The sequence below is a fragment of the Selenomonas sp. F0473 genome, assembly GCF_000315545.1.
Classification (GTDB): domain Bacteria; phylum Bacillota; class Negativicutes; order Selenomonadales; family Selenomonadaceae; genus Centipeda.
In genome coordinates, this window is record NZ_JH992902.1 from 923,205 (window position 1) to 942,002 (window position 18,798).

Consider the following 18,798-nt stretch of genomic DNA (forward strand, 5'->3'; position numbering starts at 1 on the left):
AAAAATCCTTTCATTCTTTGATACTCTGCATTTCCCGTACCATTTCTCCCGTCACGTCCGTCGCTGAGCGCGAAATGATCGGCGCATAGCGACGGACGGAAAACGCGTCGTCTCCCCCCAGCCGCACCGGCGCCTGTTCTTCGGGCGATGCGAGCACAAGGGAAAAGGCGTGCGTGAGGGCAAGTTTTGCCGCGCGGCTGCGGACATCCCTCATGATCCGCTCTTCGAGGGCGTCCGCCTCGCTCCGCAGTTTCGCAAGACGTATCGTACGTTCGGCAATCGCGGAGCGCTCATCGCGCGCATCAAGCGCGCGCTTCATCTCCGCCGCATTCCGCTCCTCCGCCTCGCTCCGCAGGCGTTCTGCCTCGGCCCTCTGCGCGTCGACGGTCTCCTGCGCCCGTTTCGTCCACATCGCTTGCTGCGGCTCGATGCGGGCGGCAACCCGCGCGCGGATCTCCGCCCGCCATGTGTCGTAGAGAGCCATTTGCCGTGCGCCGCGCTCCGCCTTGAGCGCCTCGAGCCGGCGTTCCCATCCGGCACGCTCCGCGGCAAGCTCCTCCTCCGAGACACGCGGGCCGTGCATGGCGCGCTGGTTGTCAATCTTGAGGTTGAGGTTGAGGATCGCGTTCAGATATTCGTCGTCGATCGCCTTGCTGCGCGCCTTATAGTCCGGCTCCGTCTCCTTTGCATACGCCTCGGCGAGGCGTTTCCGCTCGCGTTCAAGTTCCACCCGCGCGCCGATGACGGCCTGCGCGTTCTTCTGCCATACCGAGTCGTCAAAAGGCGCGGCGTCCGCTTGCGGCGGGTCGATCTTCGGGGCCGGCACGGCATTGCGCAGACGGAGGGCAAGCGTACGTTCCTCGGCGCGCAGTTCCTGCAGATGCGCGTAGGAGGGATGCGCCGCCAGCACCTCGTCGATGCGCATGACGGCGATATCGCTCTTTCCCGGAGCTTTATTCTTGTCACGCATAAAGAAACAGATGCAAAGGGCGATCAGCAGGAGGCAAATGAGCCCCGCAAGGATTTCCCTGCGCCTTGTTTTCCAAAGTTCCGGCACACGCCCGCCCCCCATCGCATACGCCTATACCTCGCTATAAAAATATACCGAGCAGCGCTCTGCCCGGTACATTTGCGCGTGTCATATCGTATGAACCTAATTTACTTGCTCAGCTGTTTAACGACATCCTGTGTGATGTCCTGGCCACCGTAGACCACAGCGTTCTTTTCAATGACGACGGAGAGCCCCTTCTTCTCCGCGACGCTCTTGACGGCGTCCTGGATGCTCTTCTCGATGGGTTCCATCAGTTCTTCGTTCTTCTGCTGGAGACGCTGCATTGTCTGCTGATAATAGTCGGATTTCTCCTGATCGTTCATGTTGGCCGACTTCGACTCAAAATCCGCCTGGGCTTCCTGCGAAGCCTTCTGCATCTCCGCGTTTGCCGCCGCGAGCTGCGGATGCTGGCTACCGACCTGTCGATAGTCCACAACCCCCACGGAGGAAGACGCTGCGGAGACGATGCCCGAACCGCTCTGCGTGAGTGCGAGCGCGACCACCGAGCCGACGAAGACGACGGCGATGAGGATGCTGATGAGTTTAACTTGCTTCTTTTCGAGTTTGATCATGAAAAAAGTCTCCTTTTCTTCTAAGAACCGGCGGCACGGATGCCGACCGCACTCATTATAACAAAGAGTGCGACGCAATTCAATATCATTTTGTTTTGTACGCGCAGAGCAGTGCGCCGTCCGAACTCTCTTAAAAATCCCCCGCGGAATCCCGCACGCTTATCATACAACATTCAAGGCGTTCGGGCAACAACAACGTATAAAAACGGTCCGCTCACGGAGATGCCGCGCGCCGATAAACGCGCAGCTTCGTCCGCTCTGCGGGCGTCTCTCCGAGGAAGTCCCACATTCGCGCATCAAAGTTTTCTGCAAAGTCATCGAAGCGGTGCCGTTCCACGACGAGATAAACCGTGCGGTCATGCGGCAGCGCGTCGATCGGCAGGAACGGCATGACGTTCTTTCCAGTCCAGCTCATCTCTTTCGGCGCGCTTGCGGCAATCTCTTCGCGCGTTGCCAGCGCGTACATCATATGCCCCGTATAGTAGGGCACCGTCGCCGTATAGTCCCCGTAACAGACGATGAGATCGTCGGCGCGGAGCTGCGGGCTGATGAGCGCCGCCGCCTCTTTGCCACTGAAATGACCGTCCCACGCGGAATAGTTCGAGACGACGACCGCCAACGCAAGGTAAAGCCCCATGCCCACGGCGGCCGCAGCGCGCAGGACGCGAGGATTGCGCGCGAGCAGACGCGCCGTTAAAATCGCGGCCGGCAGGAACGCGGGAAAACTATACGTCGGATACTTCGTCGCCATGCATTGAAAAAAGAGCGGCACGACGATCGCCCAAACGAGCAGGAACTGCGCGCGTATATCAATCGCCGGCTGTACGCGCCACGCGCGGAAGAGCGCGAGCGGCAGGGCGAAACTCCACGGGAACATCCCGATGAAATAGATGCCGAGATAAAAATACCAGACGTTCCACTGCGCGTGTTCCGGCACCGTCGCACGCAGGACATTGTGAATCCCGAGGAAGGTGTCGACAAAGGCGGCGCCGTGTACCGTATACATATAAAGGTACCAGGGCCCGCAGACGGCGAGATAGACGAGAAGCCCCGTCGGAATCCGGATGCGCGTCAGCGTGCCGAGATCCCGCCGCACGGCAAGGAAGACGAGGATAATCAGCCCCGGCAACAGGAGTCCGATCGGCCCCTTCGTAAGTGTGGCAAGTCCCGCGCAGGCATACGCAATGTAAAAATATGCGCGTCGGTCTTCCCAATAGCCGATAAAAAACGCGGCGAGGGTACCGCCGAAAAAGACGAAGAGGCTCATATCCGTGAGGATGAGCTTCGCGAGTACGGCATAGAGCAGACCCGTGCCGAGGATCAGCGCCGACCAAAACGCCGTGCGTTCATCGTAGAGCCGCCGCGCAAAGCCGTACGTCAGCGCAAGTCCGCCGACGGCAAAGAGCGCCGGGAAAAACCGCGCGGCAAAATCCGTCACGCCGAACGCGGAGAACGCCGCGATCAGCTCCCAATAGAAAAAGATCGGCTTATCGTACCAGTAGCCGCCGTAGATCCGCGGAGAGAGATAATCCCCCGCCGCGAGCATCTCCTTCGCCGTCTGCGCATAGTTCACCTCGACGGGCGCCGTCACGGCAAGTCCCGCATTCCCCCAAAAGTACAAGAGGGAGAGCAGTATGAGCGCGCCGAGATACTTCACCGTCTCGTTCATACTTCCCTCCCTTCGGCCGCTATTCGATTCTCCGTAGGATTTCTTCGATTATCCTGCGCAATGAGATAGAGCGGACGGTTTTTTACCTCCTGCAGGACGCGCGCGATATACTCGCCGCAGATGCCGAGCATCATCATCTGCATCCCGCCGAAAAACGCGCAGCAAACGACGATGGTCGACCAGCCCGGCACCGTCTCGCCGCGCAGCGTCTCAAAGAGCACGTGCAGGAAGAGCGCGACCGCAAAGAACGCCGACAGCACGCCCACGTAGAAGGCGGCGCGCAGCGGCTGTACCGAGTAGGCAAGGATGCCGTCCAGCGCAAACGATATCATCTTATGCAGGGAGAATTTCGACCGCCCCGCAAATCGCTCCTGCGCCACGAACTCCACCTGCGTCTTCCGGAAGCCCATCGCGCCCACGATGCCGCGGATGAAACGCGCATGTTCACGGTAGCGGCGCAGGGCGAGCACGGCCTTCCGGTCCATGAGACGAAAGTCCGATCCCCCCTCTTGAATCTCCACATTCGCGAGGAGGTTGAGCAGGCGATAGTAATATTTTGACGTCAGGCGCTTAAAGAGAGAGGCTCCTTCGGTCGTGAGACGCACGGTCTGTACGATATCGAAGCCCTCCTCCCATTTTCCGATGAGTTCGGGCAGGAGCTCGGGCGGATGCTGCATATCGCCGTCCATCGTGATCACGGCATCTCCGTCGGCATGATCGATACCGCAGGTCAGGGCGATCTGGTGTCCGGAATTGCGCGCAAGAAAAATCGACTGCACATGTTCATCCGCGGCGCCGAGCTCCATCAGGATCTCACGCGTGCGGTCGCGGGATCCGTCGTCCACAAAGAGGAGCTCGTACGCATACGGCAGCGGCTCCATCACGGCGGCGACGCTGCGCGCAAAATGCGCGATATTCTCCGCTTCATTGTAGACGGGGACGACGATCGAAATTCGTTTCAGTTCGCCCAACGCGCCCCCCTTTCTTCAACGGATCCAAACGGCAGCCTATACCGCGCCTCAGAAGTTGCCGATCACGCGCAGCCACGCGTCGTGCCGATCTATGAGTCCCGCAAGGCTGAGGAAATCATGCACCTTGTACCGCAGTTCTACCTCTCCCGTGCCGTCGGCCGTAAAGTGCTCATAGCGCAGCAGCCAACGCGGGTGGAGTTCGTAGGTCCCCGCAACGGAGACCTGACCCTCCCGGAGGTCGTAGCGCAGTTCGCCCGTCAGGCGGGGGGCAAGCGTACGCGCGTAGCCGAGGCGCCAGTCAAATCGGACGTCCTCGGGCGCGGCGTCGGTCTCAAAGTAGAGTTCGTCCCGCCGGCCGAGCATCCGCCCCGCATGCAGACGCACACGCAGATTGCTGCGCCGCGCGCCGCGGCGCTCCTCCGACGTGCGCCCGATGTCGAGCCACCCCGTCAGCCGCAGACGGTAGCGCGTCGTATCCGTACGGCTCATCACCCGCATCCGCTCCCCCGGCGTGATCTCAACATGCGAGGTCAGCCGCAGACGGCGAAAGTCGCTTCCGCTGTCGAGCGCGCCGGCCATCTGTTCCTCAAAGGCGCCGCGGTGGCGTTCGATAAAGCCGACCGGCACGCCCACGAGACGGTTGACCTCCGTCTCCATAACCGAACGCCGCGTGAGCAACGTGACGTTGGGGATCGTGTCCGAGCGCATCGAGAGATCGACCGTCCGCACGACGGGCAGACGCGGATAGACCGTGAGACGCACTGTTGCCGTCCGATCCACGTCGACGTCGTAGTCCGCGCGGAACTCCGGGAGATGCGCATCCATGTAAGCCGTCAGGCGGCGTTTCAGCGCGCCCGCGGCCCAATCCGTCGCCGCAAGAGGGAGCCCTACGAGAGCATCCGAAAAGACCTGCTCCACGCCCGCGAGGTCTTTTCTTACAAGCGCTTCGACCGCGGGCGGCATCCCCTCGACTTCCGTGTTCAGCGTGACGTCCGCGATGGTATCCGCCCACGGGACCAGCCGGATCTCCACGGCGGCGCGCGTCCCCGGCCGGACGCGCACGTCGGTCACCGTATAACCGACAAGCAGGCGGTCAAAGACCGCCCCGATGATCCGCTCCTCCTCCGCGGGGTCGATCTCGGCCGTGCGCCGCCCTTCCATACGCTCCGCAGCAATCGCCGCAATGGTACGTTCCATGCGCTCACGCACAATGGAGGGAATGGGCTGCGTCCCGCCGACTGCCGCCGTCGTCTCCTCCACATAAACGTCCGCCGCATGCGCGGGCACGGCAAAGAGAAGCCCCGCCGAGAGAACGGCGAGCACGCATACGCGGCGCAGGCCGGCCGACAGGGGATCCCCCGGCCGCATTAGAACGTGCCGCCTACGCGGAAGTGCACGCGGCCGCCCTGCGAGCCGCGGCCGTAGTCGAGACGCAGCGGTCCGATCGGGGTGTTCAGACCGAGCCCGATGCCGATGCTCCCGTGCATATGCTGCGGATTCAGCCCGCTGTCCCATGCGCCGCCGTAATCCGTAAAGAGGGCGCCCGTTACCTTAGAGACGATCGGGAAGCGATATTCCAGCGAGACGAGCGCCATACGGTTGCCGCGGAACTGATCCTCACGGTAGCCGCGGATCGTATCCTGTCCGCCGACACGATACTGATTGTACTCCGAAATGGAGCCGCTGCCGATGCCGTACTGTCCCCGCAGCGCGAATACCTGCGCGTGTCCCGCCTTAAAGTAATGCGTGTCGCTGATCGTATATTTCCGGAAAGAGAAGTCCCCGCCGAGGCCCGCAAACTCTGCGGAAAGGGACGCGCGCGCGCCCGTCGTCGGCTCGTAGACATTATCGCGCGTATCCGTCACGTGCTCGAACGTGATGCTGCGCGTCGTGCCGAAATTTTTCTTCAGCCACGCGGTATCCCCGCTGCGGTTGCCCGCGTTGCCGGTCTCCGTATGCTTGACATATTTATCGTCGCGGCTGCGCAGCGTGATAAAGTTCGTCGAATACTCGCTCATGGGACGGCTGAGCGTAACCTCCGCGCCCGAATACTTGCGCATGAACGACTCCTTGTGATCGCCGTTCTCATCATAATCGTCATACTCGTACGTGCGATTGTAAACGCGCAGCGTGGCTGCCGTCTCTTTCTTATCGAGCCACGGGCGCCGGTACATGAACGTATAGCCGTGCGCGTCGGTGTCGTCGCCGCTCATCTCATAGCTGAGGCTGATCGTATCGCCCGTGCCGCGGAAGTTCGTGTCGCTGATGCTGACCATGCCGACCATACCGTCCTGGCTGGAGTAGCCCGCGCCGATACCGAACGAGCCCGTGCGCTTCTCCTTGACGTCGATCTCCATAACGACCGCGTTCGGCTCGACGCCCGGATTCATCTTGACGTTGACATCCTCGAAGAAACCGAGGTTGTAGACGCGCTGCATGCTGCGCCGCGCCATGTTCGCGTTGAACGGCTCGCCCGGCTTCTGACGCATCTCGCGGAGAATCACGCGGTCCTTCGTCTTCTTATTCCCTTTGACCTTATAGCCCTCGAGCGTGCCCTCGCTGATCTTAATCGTGAGGGTGCCGTCCTGCGCGATGTTGAGATCCGTGATCTTTGCGAGGATATAGCCGTCGGCGCGGTATTTTTCCTGAATCGCCTGCACGTTTTCCTGCAGGGTCCGCGCGTTCAGCAGCTCGCCCTGCTTCACCGTGACGAGCCCCATCAGCGTCTCCGTCGATTCGACCGTATTTCCCTCGATCTTGACTTCTTTGAGGAGCGGGTTCTCGAGCACATGATAGGTGAGCACGACGCCTTCGGGGACGGGTTCAAAAACGGGATAGAGATCGTAGAACCAGCCGGTCGCGTAAATCGCGTCGCGGTCCTTCGCGAGCCCCTCCTCCGTCACCTCATCTCCGACATGCATCGTGAGGGCGGCGCGTGCCGCAGCCTCCGTCGCCTCGGTCGCTCCCTTGAAGTTGATTTCAACGATGGTTTTCCCCGCCTCCGCCGCGACGCCGCTCGAGATCGCCTCCTCTGCGGGACGCTGCTCCGCCCACGCCGAGGCGCGCGCGTCCGGGGCTGCCGCAGGTTCTGTACTCGTCAGCGGCTGTGCGTCGGCCGCGGGCGTTTCCGACGCAGGCGCTTCCGCGGGGTTTTCCGCCGCGGGTGTTCCCGCCATCTCGGCCGCAGTGTTTGCCGCGGCGCTCTCCATCGTATCTTCCGCGGCGAACGCGTGCGGAAGAGCGGATGCCGATACACCCAGTCCAAGAGCAACGGCACATGCGAGTTTTTGATAACGTTTGTTGTTCAAAAGGGAACCTCCTAGGCTATTCTCTTAAAATCTTTCCGCCGACCTGCATCAAACGCTGCATGTCGCGGTTCGGAATACGGGATGTCTCGTTTGTCTGTGCGGGCGGGGCAGGCGCCGCGCTCTCTGCCAGGGGCACATGCTGCGGCGGCCCCGCCTCCTGCGTCTGCGGAGGCCGTACGGCCTCCGCAAGAACGCGCTCTGCGGGCGGCACATCAAGACCGGCGGATGCGGGAGATCCGGCCGGGGGCTGCGCGGTTTCCGCGATAGGCGCGCCTTCCTCTCCGGTCTGCACCGGGGATTGAGCGGCGGGCTGAACGGGAGACTGCGCCCGCTGAGCCGGCGGCGCGCTTCCCCACGATACGATCCCCCAAACGGCAAGCGCCGCAAGCGGGGGCAGGATCCACCGTACATAGCGTCCCAGCCGCCGCCTCCGCGCATCTGAGAGTCGTGTGAGTTCGGCCCGCGCGAGCATAAGCTTCAGATCGCCGGCGAGATCATCCTCGCCCGCAATCGCATGCTCCGCGCCCGCAAGCCAATCGCGTGCCGCGCGAATGGATCTCTGCCGATCTTTGCGTTCCGTGTCCATCGGCGCACCTCCTCTTCGCACAGATGGTATTTATTATACTACAAGCCAGGATATAGATTCAAGTCTTACCAATGCTGCATGAAACGTGAGAGCATGCCGCGGATGCGGCGAATGCCATTCTGCTGCAGGCGATAGATGTGCGCCGTCGTTACATTGAGACGGTCCGCCATCGTCTGCGCCTGCGCGCCGCCGATCGTAACGCCTTCGAGTACGAGGCGTTCGCGCACGGGCAGCCGCTCCATCGCGGCGCCGAGCACGCCGACCAGCGCATGGTGCTCCGCGAGTTCGGCAACCGACGGCCGCGCATCGACGAGCAGTTCTTTTGCAGTCTCGTGCGTCTCCCCCGTCTCCGCCTCGAGACAGGGCAGGTCCACCGCCCCCTCGCGCCGGAGAAAATCGAGAATCCGACCGCGCACGCGGTGCACAGCGTATAGGCTGAATGCGACGCCGCGCGCGGGGTCGTAGCGTTCGACCGCCTCGATGAGACCGACGGTTCCCTCCTGGACCGCGTCCATCACGGTCGGCAGGCTGCGGTACGGGACGACCTCGCGGAAGACGAGCGGCTGATAGGCCTCGATAATGCGCCGTCTTGCGTTCTCATCCCCACCGTCTTTATAGGCGTGCCAAAGCGCGCGCTCTTCCTCCGGCCGAAGTTTTTCAACGGCGGAGAGTTTTTCCACATACTCTGAAAACATCGTCTCACCTCCTTTGCAATGTGCTAGAACCGGATACGCGCTTCAAAACCGACGAGTTGATCCGAGCCCTCGCGGTCGTACGAAACGCTGAATTTATCGTTGAAGTCGTACTGAACGCCGTAGCGGTGCTTGTCCGCCGCGCTGCCGATGCCCTGCACATAGCGCACGAGCACGCGGTCGCTGAGGTATTTCCCGATCTCGACATTGTATTCGTTCTCGTTTCTCTTCACGGCTTCGTCGTCCCTGGTCTCAAACAACGCGCCGCTGCCGCTCGAGAGGCGCAGCACATCGAGATGCAGCAAGTTCTTCACCGAATCCTCCACCTCCGAGAGCACGCTCATCTGGAGGCCGATGGACAGGATCTCCGCGGCCGTCAATTTGCCGTCGCTGCCGTATGCGCTGCGCAGCGTCAGCATCCGTATGATTTCCTCCTCGGACATCTCGGGCGAGGATCCCAGTTTGAAGTCCATATGGTCGAGCGGACCGTGTGCGGAGAGATAGATGCGCGTGCGCGCGATCCGCGTCTCTGCGTAAAAGTCGATCTCCGGCAGGAACGATTCCATCTGATTGAACGTCGCCGTCCCTTCGCGGATCTTGAACACGGTGCGCAGATAGCTGACCGTGTCGCCGCGCCGCACGCTGATCTGTCCCGTCGTGCGCGGGTGCCGCGTCGTCCCGCCGAAGTGCACGCTGCCCGAGGGATGCATATCGTAGAGATTGGCGCTGAAGAAATGCACCCGGCGCCCCACCGTAAGTCCCACGTCGAGGATGATATGCGGCAGCTCGTCCTCCGTATCCGGAATCGTCGGAATGGAGATCAGGGCATGATCAATATCGATCGTCCCGGAGATTTTTGGCAGCGTCTCCCCCCAATAGGTATCCTCCGTGAGGCGCAGCATACCGGTCAGAGGGCCGTCATAGAACGAGGTCTTGAGGTCAAGCGCGCTCATGACGAGCGAGAAATCATAATCCGTCGGCCGGACGCCGCGCAGTTTCGTCTGCCCCGTCAGCATATAGCTGCCCGTTCCCATGCGCCCCGTGCACTCGCGCACGACGACGGAGTCTCCAAGGGCATCGATCCGGACCTGCATGTCCGTCAGCGGATATTCGACGCCTTTGAATTTGACCGCGCCGCTCGTGACGCGCAGGCTCCCCTCAATGCGGGGCGCCGCGAGGGTCCCCCCGATTTTCAATCCGCCCTCCGTATGACCGACCGCCCATTCCACGCGATCGGAGAATACCGGCAGCAGAGAGAGGTCCGCATTGTCGAGAGAGAGCGTGAGATCAATTTGGTCATATGCGGCAAGCGCCTCGTCGCGCCGCGCCGTCAGCGCGCGCAGGGGCAGTTTCCCGCGGGCGCTTGCCGTATAGGTCATACCGTCGATGGATTTCTTCACCGTGAGGCTGTCGATTTGAATGACGGAGCCGCGCAGTCGGGCCGTACCCGTCAGTTCGTCAAAGGACGAGCCGTGGATGCCGCCGTTCAGCGCCGTGAGATTCATATCGATTTCCGGGCTATACATGCTGCCGCCGATATGCGCCGTCGCCGTCGCCGTCCCCGTCACTTCCTCGGGAATGCCCGCAAGGCCTGTGAACATACCGAGCGCGATATCCGACGCCGTGATGTCGACATTCGACGTCCCGTACTCCGATACGGTGCCGTGGGCGGAGAATGTGCCGGCGCCCTGACGCCCTTCGACCGTTTTAAGCGTCAGCACATGGTCGGCAAGGGCAATATCGACGGCGACGTCGGTGACGGGATAGCCGGCGACCGTTCCCGACGAGATCGTTCCCGTGAGGGCCGCGGACGGATTGTCGCGCGTCCCGCCGAAGGTCGCGCGGCTTGTGATCTGCCCCGTGATGCGGTCTTCCTTTTGGTTCGCAAGCGCGAGGAGCGCCCCCACGTCGAACTTCTCCATCTCCATGGTGCCGCGCAGCGCCTGCGATTCCGTATCATAGTGCAGGCGCGCGGACACCGTCCCCTCCGCCCCCTGGCGGAATCCCGTGTCGTCCATCTCGACGATGCCGTTTTCGTAATGGATAAAGCTGCGGATATCCGTCAGCTCCGCGCCGTTCATCACGATGCGGTCGGCTTTCAGGGAACCGCGGAAAATGGGATGCGAAATCGTCCCCACGACCTTGCCGTTAAACGTCCCGTGTCCCTCCACCGCATAGGGAAGTTTATGCTGGAAGCGCTTCATATCGAGATCGCGCACCTCCGCGTCGAGGTCGAGCACCCCCTGCGCCGTGATCGTGCCGTTCAGCACCATATCCACCATCGGCGAATAGATGTGGAACACCTGCAGCCGGATGATGCCGTCCTCTAGGAAATAGTCGCCGTCCATGCCCGAGAGCAGCACGCCGCCGTAGCTGCCGCGGTAGAAATGCACATAGCCGACGGCCCGGGGGTTGTCGAGCGTCCCCGTAAACTTGATGATGTTGTCGATATTTCCGGTGATCGGCTGGTCGGGCGCAACGAGCGCCGCCACATCTTCCATACGCGCGCCCATCGTATCAATTTGGACATCGATGCGGCGTTCCCCCGTAAAGCCGACGGTGCCGTTGACGAGCCATACCTCGCGGCCGCCACGCTCCATCGAGAAATCGTGAATACCGACCCCCGAGAGCGATCCTTCCGCACGGAAGAGCAGGCTGTCAAACGGCTGGTGCATAAGCTGTCCGCGCGTTGCGGAGAATTTCATCTCCACCTGCGGATCGTTGATATCGCCGCGTACCGTGCCGCTGAAATCGGCGAATCCGGCAAAGCTGAGCCGATCGTCGAGCCGGTTCAGCAGGGACAGATCCGCATGCCCGCCATAGAAGTGCAGGTCAAGCGCGGAGCCGGCGATAATATGCCCCTCGACGCCAAGGTCCGAATCGTTCGGAAGGTTGAGGCTCAAGAAGTCTATGGTGAGATCGTTCCCCCGGAGCATAAAAGAAGTGCTTGCACGCTCCACGGGAATATTGCGGTAGATCCCGTTCATCACCGCGGCGCTGCCGTACACGGTAAGCGCCTCGCGCGCCGTGCCGCGCCCCGAGATGCCGAGGTCCGCGTCGACCGCCCCCTCTGTCCCGTCCGGGATGGAGAGCCCGGCATCCGTGCGCAGCCGCGCAAGCGCCGCGCCTTTTGTCATGAGGTGAGCCGTATAGGAAAGGTCGCCGGTATCGAACAGCCCCTCCCCCGCGACGGTTCCCCCGAATACGGAGGCCTTCAAGTCGCGGAACCCCAGCACGCCGCTTTCATAGGAAACTTCGGCCGACGCGTCCGTAAAGGATACGCCGTAGGCGGTTCCGGCCGCCGCGGTCAGCGTGCCCGCGGCGGAAAAGTCGGCGAGCGTGCCGGTGAGCCGGACGTCCGCCGTCACGGGTCCTTGATAAGGGCTGCTCTTCAATATTTTATCCACGGCGAAATCCTTCGCGCGCACGGTGAGGTCGAGATACGGCGCATCCGTATCGAGCCGAATCGTACCGTCGATACGCGCCGTCTCCCCCTCCGCTTCCGCCGTCGCCGCGATAAAGAGCGCGCGATCGTTGAATGTGAGCGCCGCGCTGCGCACCGCAGTCTCGGTGCCGTAGACCTGCGCGGCCGCTTCCACGCCGTCCGCGCGCCCGTCCAACGTAGACACGCCGTCGACACGCGTCCATGTCGCGTCGATATGTCCCGCGTGCAGAGAATGGATATCCACATCCGCAGGCACCGCCCCTGCCGGAAGGAAGTCGAGCAGAGGCAGCAGCGCCGCGTCGTCCGTTGCGAGACGGAATTTCTGCGTGCCGCCGACGCTTTCTCCGCGAACGCGCAGAGGGACTCCCGCAAGGTCTGCCACAAGGTCGCAGGAAATATCGCCGCGGTCGATGTCCGCCGTGCCCGTAATCCCCTTGAGGGATGCGGAACGCTCCTCCGCCGCGATGTCCGCCGTCGCGTCTGTGAGACGGATACGCCCGGCAAACGCGCTCGGCTCTTCCTCCGCCGACACGAGATCTCCGTAGTTCCACGTTCCGTCCGCGCGCCGTACGATATGCGCGTGCGCCCCCACAAGCTGAATCTCGTCGACGGACGCCGCGGGTGACGAAAGCAACGAAAGCAGGCGCAGCGTCACTCGTGCTTCATCGGCACGGAGGACAGGCTCCGCCTGCTTATCGTAGACGACGATATCGTCAATCGTAAATTCATGCAGAGAACGGATCTCTACCGCACCGATGTGCACATCCGTCCCGAGGGTCTGCGCCGCGAGGCTCTCTGCCATCGCGCCGACCTGCGTCATGAACGCCTGCGCGCGCACGATGTGGAGGATGGCTGCCGCGCAGACAAGCATCGCCGTCAGAACGGCGATACCGACATACGCTTTCCGTCTCATAGCACTCCTCTATGGGGCTTCACGGGAATCTCCCGCTACTTCTTCATATCCTTCTCGTAGGCATCGTGTGCCGCTTGGACGCGCTGCATCGCGCCGGCTGCCTGCGCGGGCGTCGGCACGGGAGCGGTCTCGCGCACAGTGTCGTCCTTCGGCGTCTCAAAGAGCGCATCGTCATGCAGACGCGCCGCCGCACGCGCCCCCTTTGCGCGCTTGCCTTCCTCCTCCGCCGCACGGTAACGCACCGCGTCGAGGTCGACGGGAACCCCCATCGCGCTGTCGAGGCTCGCCTTGCCCGTATTGTAAGAGTATAGTGCCGTATAGTAATTCATCCGCGCCGTGGTGAGATCGTCCGAGGCGCGCATGACCTCGAGGTTCGTGCCCACGCCCGCGTTGTAGCGCACGCGCGCAATCTTATAGTTCTCCTCGGCCTGTGCGACCGCGGTCTCCGTCGTCTTGATATTCTGTTCCGCCGCGCGCAGACTCAAATATGCCGTACGGACATCGAGGCGGATTTTTTCCTCCGTCGCCGCCTGCGCCTCTTCCGCCTTGCGCAGCGCGGCCTTGGCCGCACGCACCTGCGCGGCGGTCACGCCGTTGTCGAAAAGGTTCCAGGACAGGCTCAGCCCCGCGGCCCATTGGTTGCTGCTCGTATGATCGTCCTTAAAGGCATGTTCGCCGGCAATGGATCTCGTCGCAGCCGCATTCAGCGTCGGATGATAGCCCGCCTCGGCGGACCGCACGCCAGCCTCCGCCTGCTTGACCGCATAGACGGCCGCCGCGCCGTCCGCGCGGTAGACGAGCCCATAGTCCGTGCAGTCCTCAAGCGCGAGATCATACTTTGTATAACGTAGTTCGTCGTCGATTTGAAGATCCGTATCGGTTGGGAGCCCAATCACATTGTTCAGCGTCGCAACCGCAACCTGGTAATTATTTTGTGCCGTCGTGAGCGCCTGCTGGGCATTGGCAAGGTCCACCTCGGAGGCAAGCACGTCGGCGCGCGCCACCGTTCCTACGCGGAGCTGCGCGTTGACATCGGAGAGATGCGTCCGCATGGTCGCGACGGCATCTTCACGCACCTTTATGAGATTGCGCGCCTGCAGGATATTGAAATAGTCCGTCGTCGCCGTCAGGCGGATCGACTGCTTCGTCTGCTCCAGGGCAAGATCCGCGGAATTGAGACCGTAACGCGCGGCCTTCCGCTGCGCGTTCAGCGCCGCATTGTAGACGGGCATCGAGACCGTGCCCGTATTGCCGTAGTTGTAGTCGTATTTGGCGCCGGTCATACGCGCCTGATCGTACGCCTCGCCGCCGATGCGGTTCGCCGTCGACGACCACGTGAGCGTCGGTCCCATCGAGCGGTTCGCTTTCGAAAGAGACGAATGGGCGCTGTCGACATCCGTCAGCGCTTCCTTGATCGTTCGGTTGTTCTCAAGCGCCATCTGTACGCTGTCCGAGAGGTTTATCTTCACCGTCTCCGCAGAAACCGGCGCCGCGAAAAGCCCGATCGCCGCAGTCAGCGCCGCCCCCCGTGCAAGGCGTTTGGCAAAATATTTCCCTTTGTTCAAGACCCTTTCCTCCTCGTCCGTGGTCAGGATGCACCCGAGCGGCGGGCTGCTCCGAAAGTCGCCAATACGATAGAATCCTATTGACAGATGCTTTCATTGTACCAGCTGCCGCGCCATTTTTCAAATAAATTATGTATTAACTACTAAAAAAGCGGCATTCGTCTCATTCCATCCGGAACACAGGCGTTGACCTATCGTCCCAAAGTATTTTATAATGTGCATAGATTTTTGAACGAAGCTGTGCCAAAAGGAGGCTCCCATGTACGAACACATCAAGCTCGCCGTCGAAAACGGTATCGCGACGATTACCATCGACCGTCCCGAGGCGAACAACGCGCTGAACACGCAAATGTTCCGCGATCTGATCGCAGCTGTCGAGCACTGCGATGCGGACGCCGCCGTCAAGGTCGTCGTCGTCACGGGCGCGGGCAAGAATTTCTCTGCAGGCGGCGACATCAACGAGATGGCAACGTTCGAGTTCATCAGCTACGAGCTCTCCATGCTCACGGGCGAAGCGTCGCTCGCACTCAAGAAATGCTCCAAGCCCGTTATCGCCATGATCAACGGCGCGGCGGCCGGCGGCGGCTGCGGCATCGCGCTCGGCGCGGACTTCCGTATCATGAGCGAGTCGAGTTACCTCCTCACCGCATTCTCGAACGTTGCGCTCCCCGGCGACACGGGCTGCATCTATCATCTCCATCAGATCGTCGGCCTCGCCAAGACCGCCGAGCTTATGGCGTTCAGCGCGCCCGTCTACGGCGAGGAGGCGCTCTATCTCGGGCTTGCGACGCGGCTCGCGGCGGAGGGTTCCCTCCTTGAGGAAACGCAGAACTTTGCCGCAAAGCTCCTGCGCCGTCCCCTCGGCGCCATCGCCATGCAAAAACAGCTCTACTGCGAAATCTTCTACCGCGAGTACATGAACTACAGCCGCCTCGAAGCCGAGAACCTCGCCAAAGCCGGCGCCTCCGCCGACCACCGCGAGGCCGTCACGGCGTTCCTCGAAGGACGCAAGCCGAATTTCAATCAAGGGTGACATTCCAACGGCATAGAAAAACGGCGTACAGCCAACATCGGTTGATTGTACGCCGTTTTATTTTGTTCGGGGCAGTATTTTATGCGCCAAAGTCCCACATTCATCCGAATCCTAAATGACGCGGAAGTTTGGATGCATCGCAATGACACAGCTAGGCGCGAAAATCTCGTGTCACGCCTAAAATTCTTGGCGAACGCCCGTATAAAACGCCCTCCGCTTTCGATCGTTCACATCGTTCCACTCGCCGAAGAGATACGTCCCGCCGTGCACTTGGTACTGAGCGCGCAGGCGCACGGTGACGTCGTCCGGATCATAGGCGTCGGCGGAGAATTTGAATTTCTCCCCCGCGTAGGCGTCGACGCCGATGCCGGCCGCGCCCGCAACGACGCCCGCGCGCGCGCCGAACGCGGGGCCGCGCATCCCGACCTGCGCGTTGAACTTGTCTCCGCCGCCGATGTCGTCCACGCCGAATGTGGCGTACATACCCTTTGCCTCGCCGATATCGAGGTTGAAGTTCGTCCGCCAGTCGTCCGCCTTGCCGCTGTACATCGCGTCGATCTTCGGCGTCACCTTGATGCTGCCGAGCCGTCCCATCAGTCCGTTTGCCTTTTCCGACATCGTACGCGCATTGTGGATGAGGGCGCGTGCGTCCTCCTGCGTCTGTTTGTCGCCTGTGACGGACTCGATCCCCTCCGCAATGCGCGCGATGCGCCCCGAGGCCTCTGTGATATTGGCGAGCGTCTGCCGCAGATTTTCCGCCGTCGCCGGATCCGCCCCGACGGTCTCGAGGTTCGTCACGATGCGCTCGACGCTCGCCGTCGTCCGCGCGAGGTTCGCCGCCATGGCGTTCATATGCGCAATCGTGCCGCTGAGATTCCCGCGGTTCTCCGCCGCCATCTGCTCGAGGGTTGCCGTGAGTCCGTCGAGATGCGCCGTCATATGCTCCATATTGACGGCGAGCTGCACCACGGACATCTGGAATCCCGGCGCGCCGACGATGTTGTTGATCCCCGTGAGCATATCCTCCACCTGAACGATCATCTTGTTCAGTTCGGTGAACATGGAGTCCATGCCCATCTCGTCCGAACCGTAGAGATAGTCGCCCGCAGCATAGTAATTCTTGCTTGCCGACGGCGTAATGATAACGAATTTATCCCCCATGATGCCAGGCTGTGCGATCGTGACGGACGAACCGCGCGGAATCTTCACGCCGTCCTGAATCGTCATGGCGACGGTGACGCCCGTGCCGTCGCTCGCGACTTCCTGCACCCGACCGACGGGAACCCCCGAGAGGAGAACCTGCGCCTCGGGATTGAGGCCGATCGCGCGGCCGAACCCGGCATAGAGCGTATACTCGTGTCCTCCGCCGAACCGCAGTCCGCCGAAGAAGATGATGACCGCGACGAGAAGCGCCGCACCGCCCAGCGTAAAGGCGCCGACCTTTGCCTCGGCACTCATGTCCCACTCCCCCTTTTGTGATGCAGCGTGCGGAAAAATGCCTGCACGCGGTCATCATCGATATCCTGAAACCGCTCCGGCGTATCCGCAGCGATGAGACTGCCGTCGTAGATCATGGCGATCCGGTCGGCGATGCGGCTCGCGCTCGCCATATCGTGCGTGACGACGACGGATGTCACGCCGAGTTTTTTCTGCATATCGATGATGAGCTCGTCGATCTTTGCCGTCATGATGGGGTCGAGCCCCGAGCTCGGCTCGTCGTAAAAGATGGTCTCCGGATCCGTCGCGATCGCCCGTGCGAGTCCGACGCGCTTTTTCATGCCGCCCGAGAGTTCCTGCGGCATCATCCCCTCCACGCCGGGCAGCCCGACGAGTTCTAGTTTCTCGGCGACGATGCGGCGAATCTCCTCCTCGGGCTTTTCCGTGTGCTCGCGCAGGCCGAAGGCGACGTTCTCCCCCACGCTCATCGAGTCGAAGAGCGCCGAGTACTGGAACACCATGCCCATGCGCAGGCGCACGCGGTCGAGCGCGTTCTCGTTCATCGCGGTGATGTTGTCCGCGCCGATATAGATTTCGCCGCTCGTCGGTCGATCCAGCCCGATCATGAGGCGCAGGAGGGTTGATTTCCCGGAACCCGAGCCGCCGATGATGGCGACGGTCTCTCCCTTTTCAATCGTGAGGCTGATGTCCTTCAGCGCTTCCTTTTCGGCAAAGCGTTTAGACACGTTCTTCAGTCGAATCATAGCGCCTCCCGCCCGTTAGAAGAGGAAGAACGTCAGCACGGCGTTCAGGATGAAGATGACGATGATGGATGTGACGACGGTCTGCATGGTCGCCTTGCCGACGCCCTCGGCGCCGCTCGGCGCCGCGAGACCATAATGGCAGCCAAGCACGGCAATGACGTTCCCGAAGAAAATCGCCTTGATCAGCCCGCCCGTCATATCGTAAATCTGTGCGAACTGCGAGACGGACTGCGTGAATGTGTACGCGGAAATCCCGGAATAGTGAACGGCAATCAGATAGCCGCCGAATACGCCGATGACATCTCCGAATACCGTCAGCACAGGGACGACGAACATACACGCGAGCATGCGCGGCACGATGAGATAGTTGACGGGGCTCACGGCCATGACGCGCAGGGCGTCGATCTGCTCCGTGACCTTCATCGTCGAGACCTCGGCCGTAATCGCGGCGCCGATGCGCCCCGCGCAGACGACGCCGACGAGCACGGGACCGAGTTCGCGTCCGATACCGATCGCAACGACGGCGCCGATCGTGCTCTGCGCGCCGTAACGGATGAACTCATGCGCGATCTGCAGCGTCAGCACGATGCCCGTAAAGAGGAGGGTCAGGCTCACGATGAGCAGGGAGTCTGCGCCGAGATGCGCCATCTGATAGACGATGCTCCGTACCCGCATCCGCCGGGTCACTTGGCGTATGGTCTCGCCGTAGAGAAGCGTGACGCGTCCGATATTCGCAAGATGCGTGAGGACGATTCTCCCCACCGTCTCTAGAATGCTCTGCACCGCCGCACC

14 protein-coding genes are annotated in these 18,798 nt (G+C 61.8%); 1 reads left to right on the plus strand and 13 read right to left on the minus strand.

What is annotated here, in order from left to right; genetic code table 11:
• Window positions 1-10: 10 nt before the first annotated feature.
• The 10 genes from HMPREF9161_RS04245 to HMPREF9161_RS04290 form a co-directional block, all read right to left on the minus strand.
• Window positions 11-1,057: a hypothetical protein gene (locus tag HMPREF9161_RS04245; protein WP_037348787.1), complete on the minus strand. Its 1,047-nt coding sequence runs from the start codon at window positions 1,055-1,057 to the stop codon at window positions 11-13.
• 101 nt (window positions 1,058-1,158) lie between these two features.
• On the minus strand, window positions 1,159-1,623 hold the full coding sequence (locus tag HMPREF9161_RS04250; RefSeq protein ID WP_009728451.1) for an OmpH family outer membrane protein: 465 nt from the start codon (window positions 1,621-1,623) through the stop codon (window positions 1,159-1,161).
• Between the two features lie 214 nt (window positions 1,624-1,837).
• On the minus strand, window positions 1,838-3,292 hold the full coding sequence (locus HMPREF9161_RS04255; protein ID WP_009728452.1) for a glycosyltransferase family 39 protein: 1,455 nt from the start codon (window positions 3,290-3,292) through the stop codon (window positions 1,838-1,840).
• A complete protein-coding gene (locus HMPREF9161_RS04260; protein ID WP_037348789.1) occupies window positions 3,289-4,254 on the minus strand; it encodes a glycosyltransferase family 2 protein in 966 nt (321 codons plus the stop codon). The genes HMPREF9161_RS04255 and HMPREF9161_RS04260 overlap by 4 nt, the downstream gene beginning before the upstream one ends.
• Before the next feature lie 57 nt (window positions 4,255-4,311).
• Window positions 4,312-5,631 carry a hypothetical protein gene (locus HMPREF9161_RS04265; RefSeq protein ID WP_009728454.1) on the minus strand — a complete coding sequence of 440 codons (1,320 nt, stop codon included), beginning with the start codon at window positions 5,629-5,631 and terminating at the stop codon, window positions 4,312-4,314.
• Window positions 5,631-7,571 carry an outer membrane protein assembly factor gene (locus tag HMPREF9161_RS04270; RefSeq protein ID WP_009728455.1) on the minus strand — a complete coding sequence of 647 codons (1,941 nt, stop codon included), beginning with the start codon at window positions 7,569-7,571 and terminating at the stop codon, window positions 5,631-5,633. The genes HMPREF9161_RS04265 and HMPREF9161_RS04270 overlap by 1 nt, the downstream gene beginning before the upstream one ends.
• 16 nt (window positions 7,572-7,587) lie before the next feature.
• Window positions 7,588-8,157, minus strand: coding sequence for a hypothetical protein (locus tag HMPREF9161_RS04275; protein ID WP_009728456.1), 570 nt, complete (start codon window positions 8,155-8,157; stop codon window positions 7,588-7,590).
• A 65-nt stretch (window positions 8,158-8,222) separates the two neighbouring features.
• On the minus strand, window positions 8,223-8,852 hold the full coding sequence (locus HMPREF9161_RS04280; RefSeq protein ID WP_009728457.1) for a sigma-70 family RNA polymerase sigma factor: 630 nt from the start codon (window positions 8,850-8,852) through the stop codon (window positions 8,223-8,225).
• Between the two features lie 23 nt (window positions 8,853-8,875).
• The gene (locus HMPREF9161_RS04285; protein WP_009728458.1) at window positions 8,876-13,207 is read right to left on the minus strand and encodes a translocation/assembly module TamB domain-containing protein; all 4,332 of its coding nucleotides are present in this window, start codon (window positions 13,205-13,207) and stop codon (window positions 8,876-8,878) included.
• Window positions 13,208-13,242: 35 nt separating this feature from the next.
• Window positions 13,243-14,772: a TolC family protein gene (locus HMPREF9161_RS04290; protein ID WP_009728459.1), complete on the minus strand. Its 1,530-nt coding sequence runs from the start codon at window positions 14,770-14,772 to the stop codon at window positions 13,243-13,245.
• A gap of 259 nt (window positions 14,773-15,031) precedes the next feature.
• On the opposite strand from HMPREF9161_RS04290, the gene HMPREF9161_RS04295 reads away from it, so the two are divergent.
• Window positions 15,032-15,805 (plus strand): enoyl-CoA hydratase/isomerase family protein, encoded by a 774-nt coding sequence (locus HMPREF9161_RS04295; protein WP_009728460.1) that lies wholly within the window; start codon window positions 15,032-15,034, stop codon window positions 15,803-15,805.
• A 177-nt stretch (window positions 15,806-15,982) separates the two neighbouring features.
• On the opposite strand, the gene HMPREF9161_RS04300 is transcribed toward HMPREF9161_RS04295, so the two are convergent.
• From HMPREF9161_RS04300 to HMPREF9161_RS04310, 3 genes are read right to left on the minus strand one after another with little or no spacing between them, the layout of a single operon-like run.
• Window positions 15,983-17,263, minus strand: coding sequence for an MlaD family protein (locus HMPREF9161_RS04300; RefSeq protein WP_009728461.1), 1,281 nt, complete (start codon window positions 17,261-17,263; stop codon window positions 15,983-15,985).
• Complete coding sequence (locus HMPREF9161_RS04305) at window positions 17,260-18,006, minus strand: ABC transporter ATP-binding protein (RefSeq protein WP_009728462.1); 747 nt, start codon at window positions 18,004-18,006, stop codon at window positions 17,260-17,262. Before HMPREF9161_RS04305 ends, HMPREF9161_RS04300 begins: the two co-directional genes overlap by 4 nt.
• Before the next feature lie 15 nt (window positions 18,007-18,021).
• A complete protein-coding gene (locus HMPREF9161_RS04310; RefSeq protein ID WP_009728463.1) occupies window positions 18,022-18,789 on the minus strand; it encodes an ABC transporter permease in 768 nt (255 codons plus the stop codon).
• Between the last annotated feature and the right edge of the window lie 9 nt (window positions 18,790-18,798).

Coding starts and splice junctions, on each gene's coding strand:
- HMPREF9161_RS04250 (WP_009728451.1), bottom strand. CDS start 1,623: ATGATCAAACTCGAAAAGAAGCAAGTTAAACTCATCAGCATCCTCATC.
- HMPREF9161_RS04280 (WP_009728457.1), bottom strand. CDS start 8,852: ATGTTTTCAGAGTATGTGGAAAAACTCTCCGCCGTTGAAAAACTTCGG.
- HMPREF9161_RS04285 (WP_009728458.1), bottom strand. CDS start 13,207: ATGAGACGGAAAGCGTATGTCGGTATCGCCGTTCTGACGGCGATGCTT.
- HMPREF9161_RS04255 (WP_009728452.1), bottom strand. CDS start 3,292: ATGAACGAGACGGTGAAGTATCTCGGCGCGCTCATACTGCTCTCCCTC.
- HMPREF9161_RS04295 (WP_009728460.1), top strand. CDS start 15,032: ATGTACGAACACATCAAGCTCGCCGTCGAAAACGGTATCGCGACGATT.
- HMPREF9161_RS04305 (WP_009728462.1), bottom strand. CDS start 18,006: ATGATTCGACTGAAGAACGTGTCTAAACGCTTTGCCGAAAAGGAAGCG.
- HMPREF9161_RS04265 (WP_009728454.1), bottom strand. CDS start 5,631: ATGCGGCCGGGGGATCCCCTGTCGGCCGGCCTGCGCCGCGTATGCGTG.
- HMPREF9161_RS04275 (WP_009728456.1), bottom strand. CDS start 8,157: ATGGACACGGAACGCAAAGATCGGCAGAGATCCATTCGCGCGGCACGC.
- HMPREF9161_RS04300 (WP_009728461.1), bottom strand. CDS start 17,263: ATGAGTGCCGAGGCAAAGGTCGGCGCCTTTACGCTGGGCGGTGCGGCG.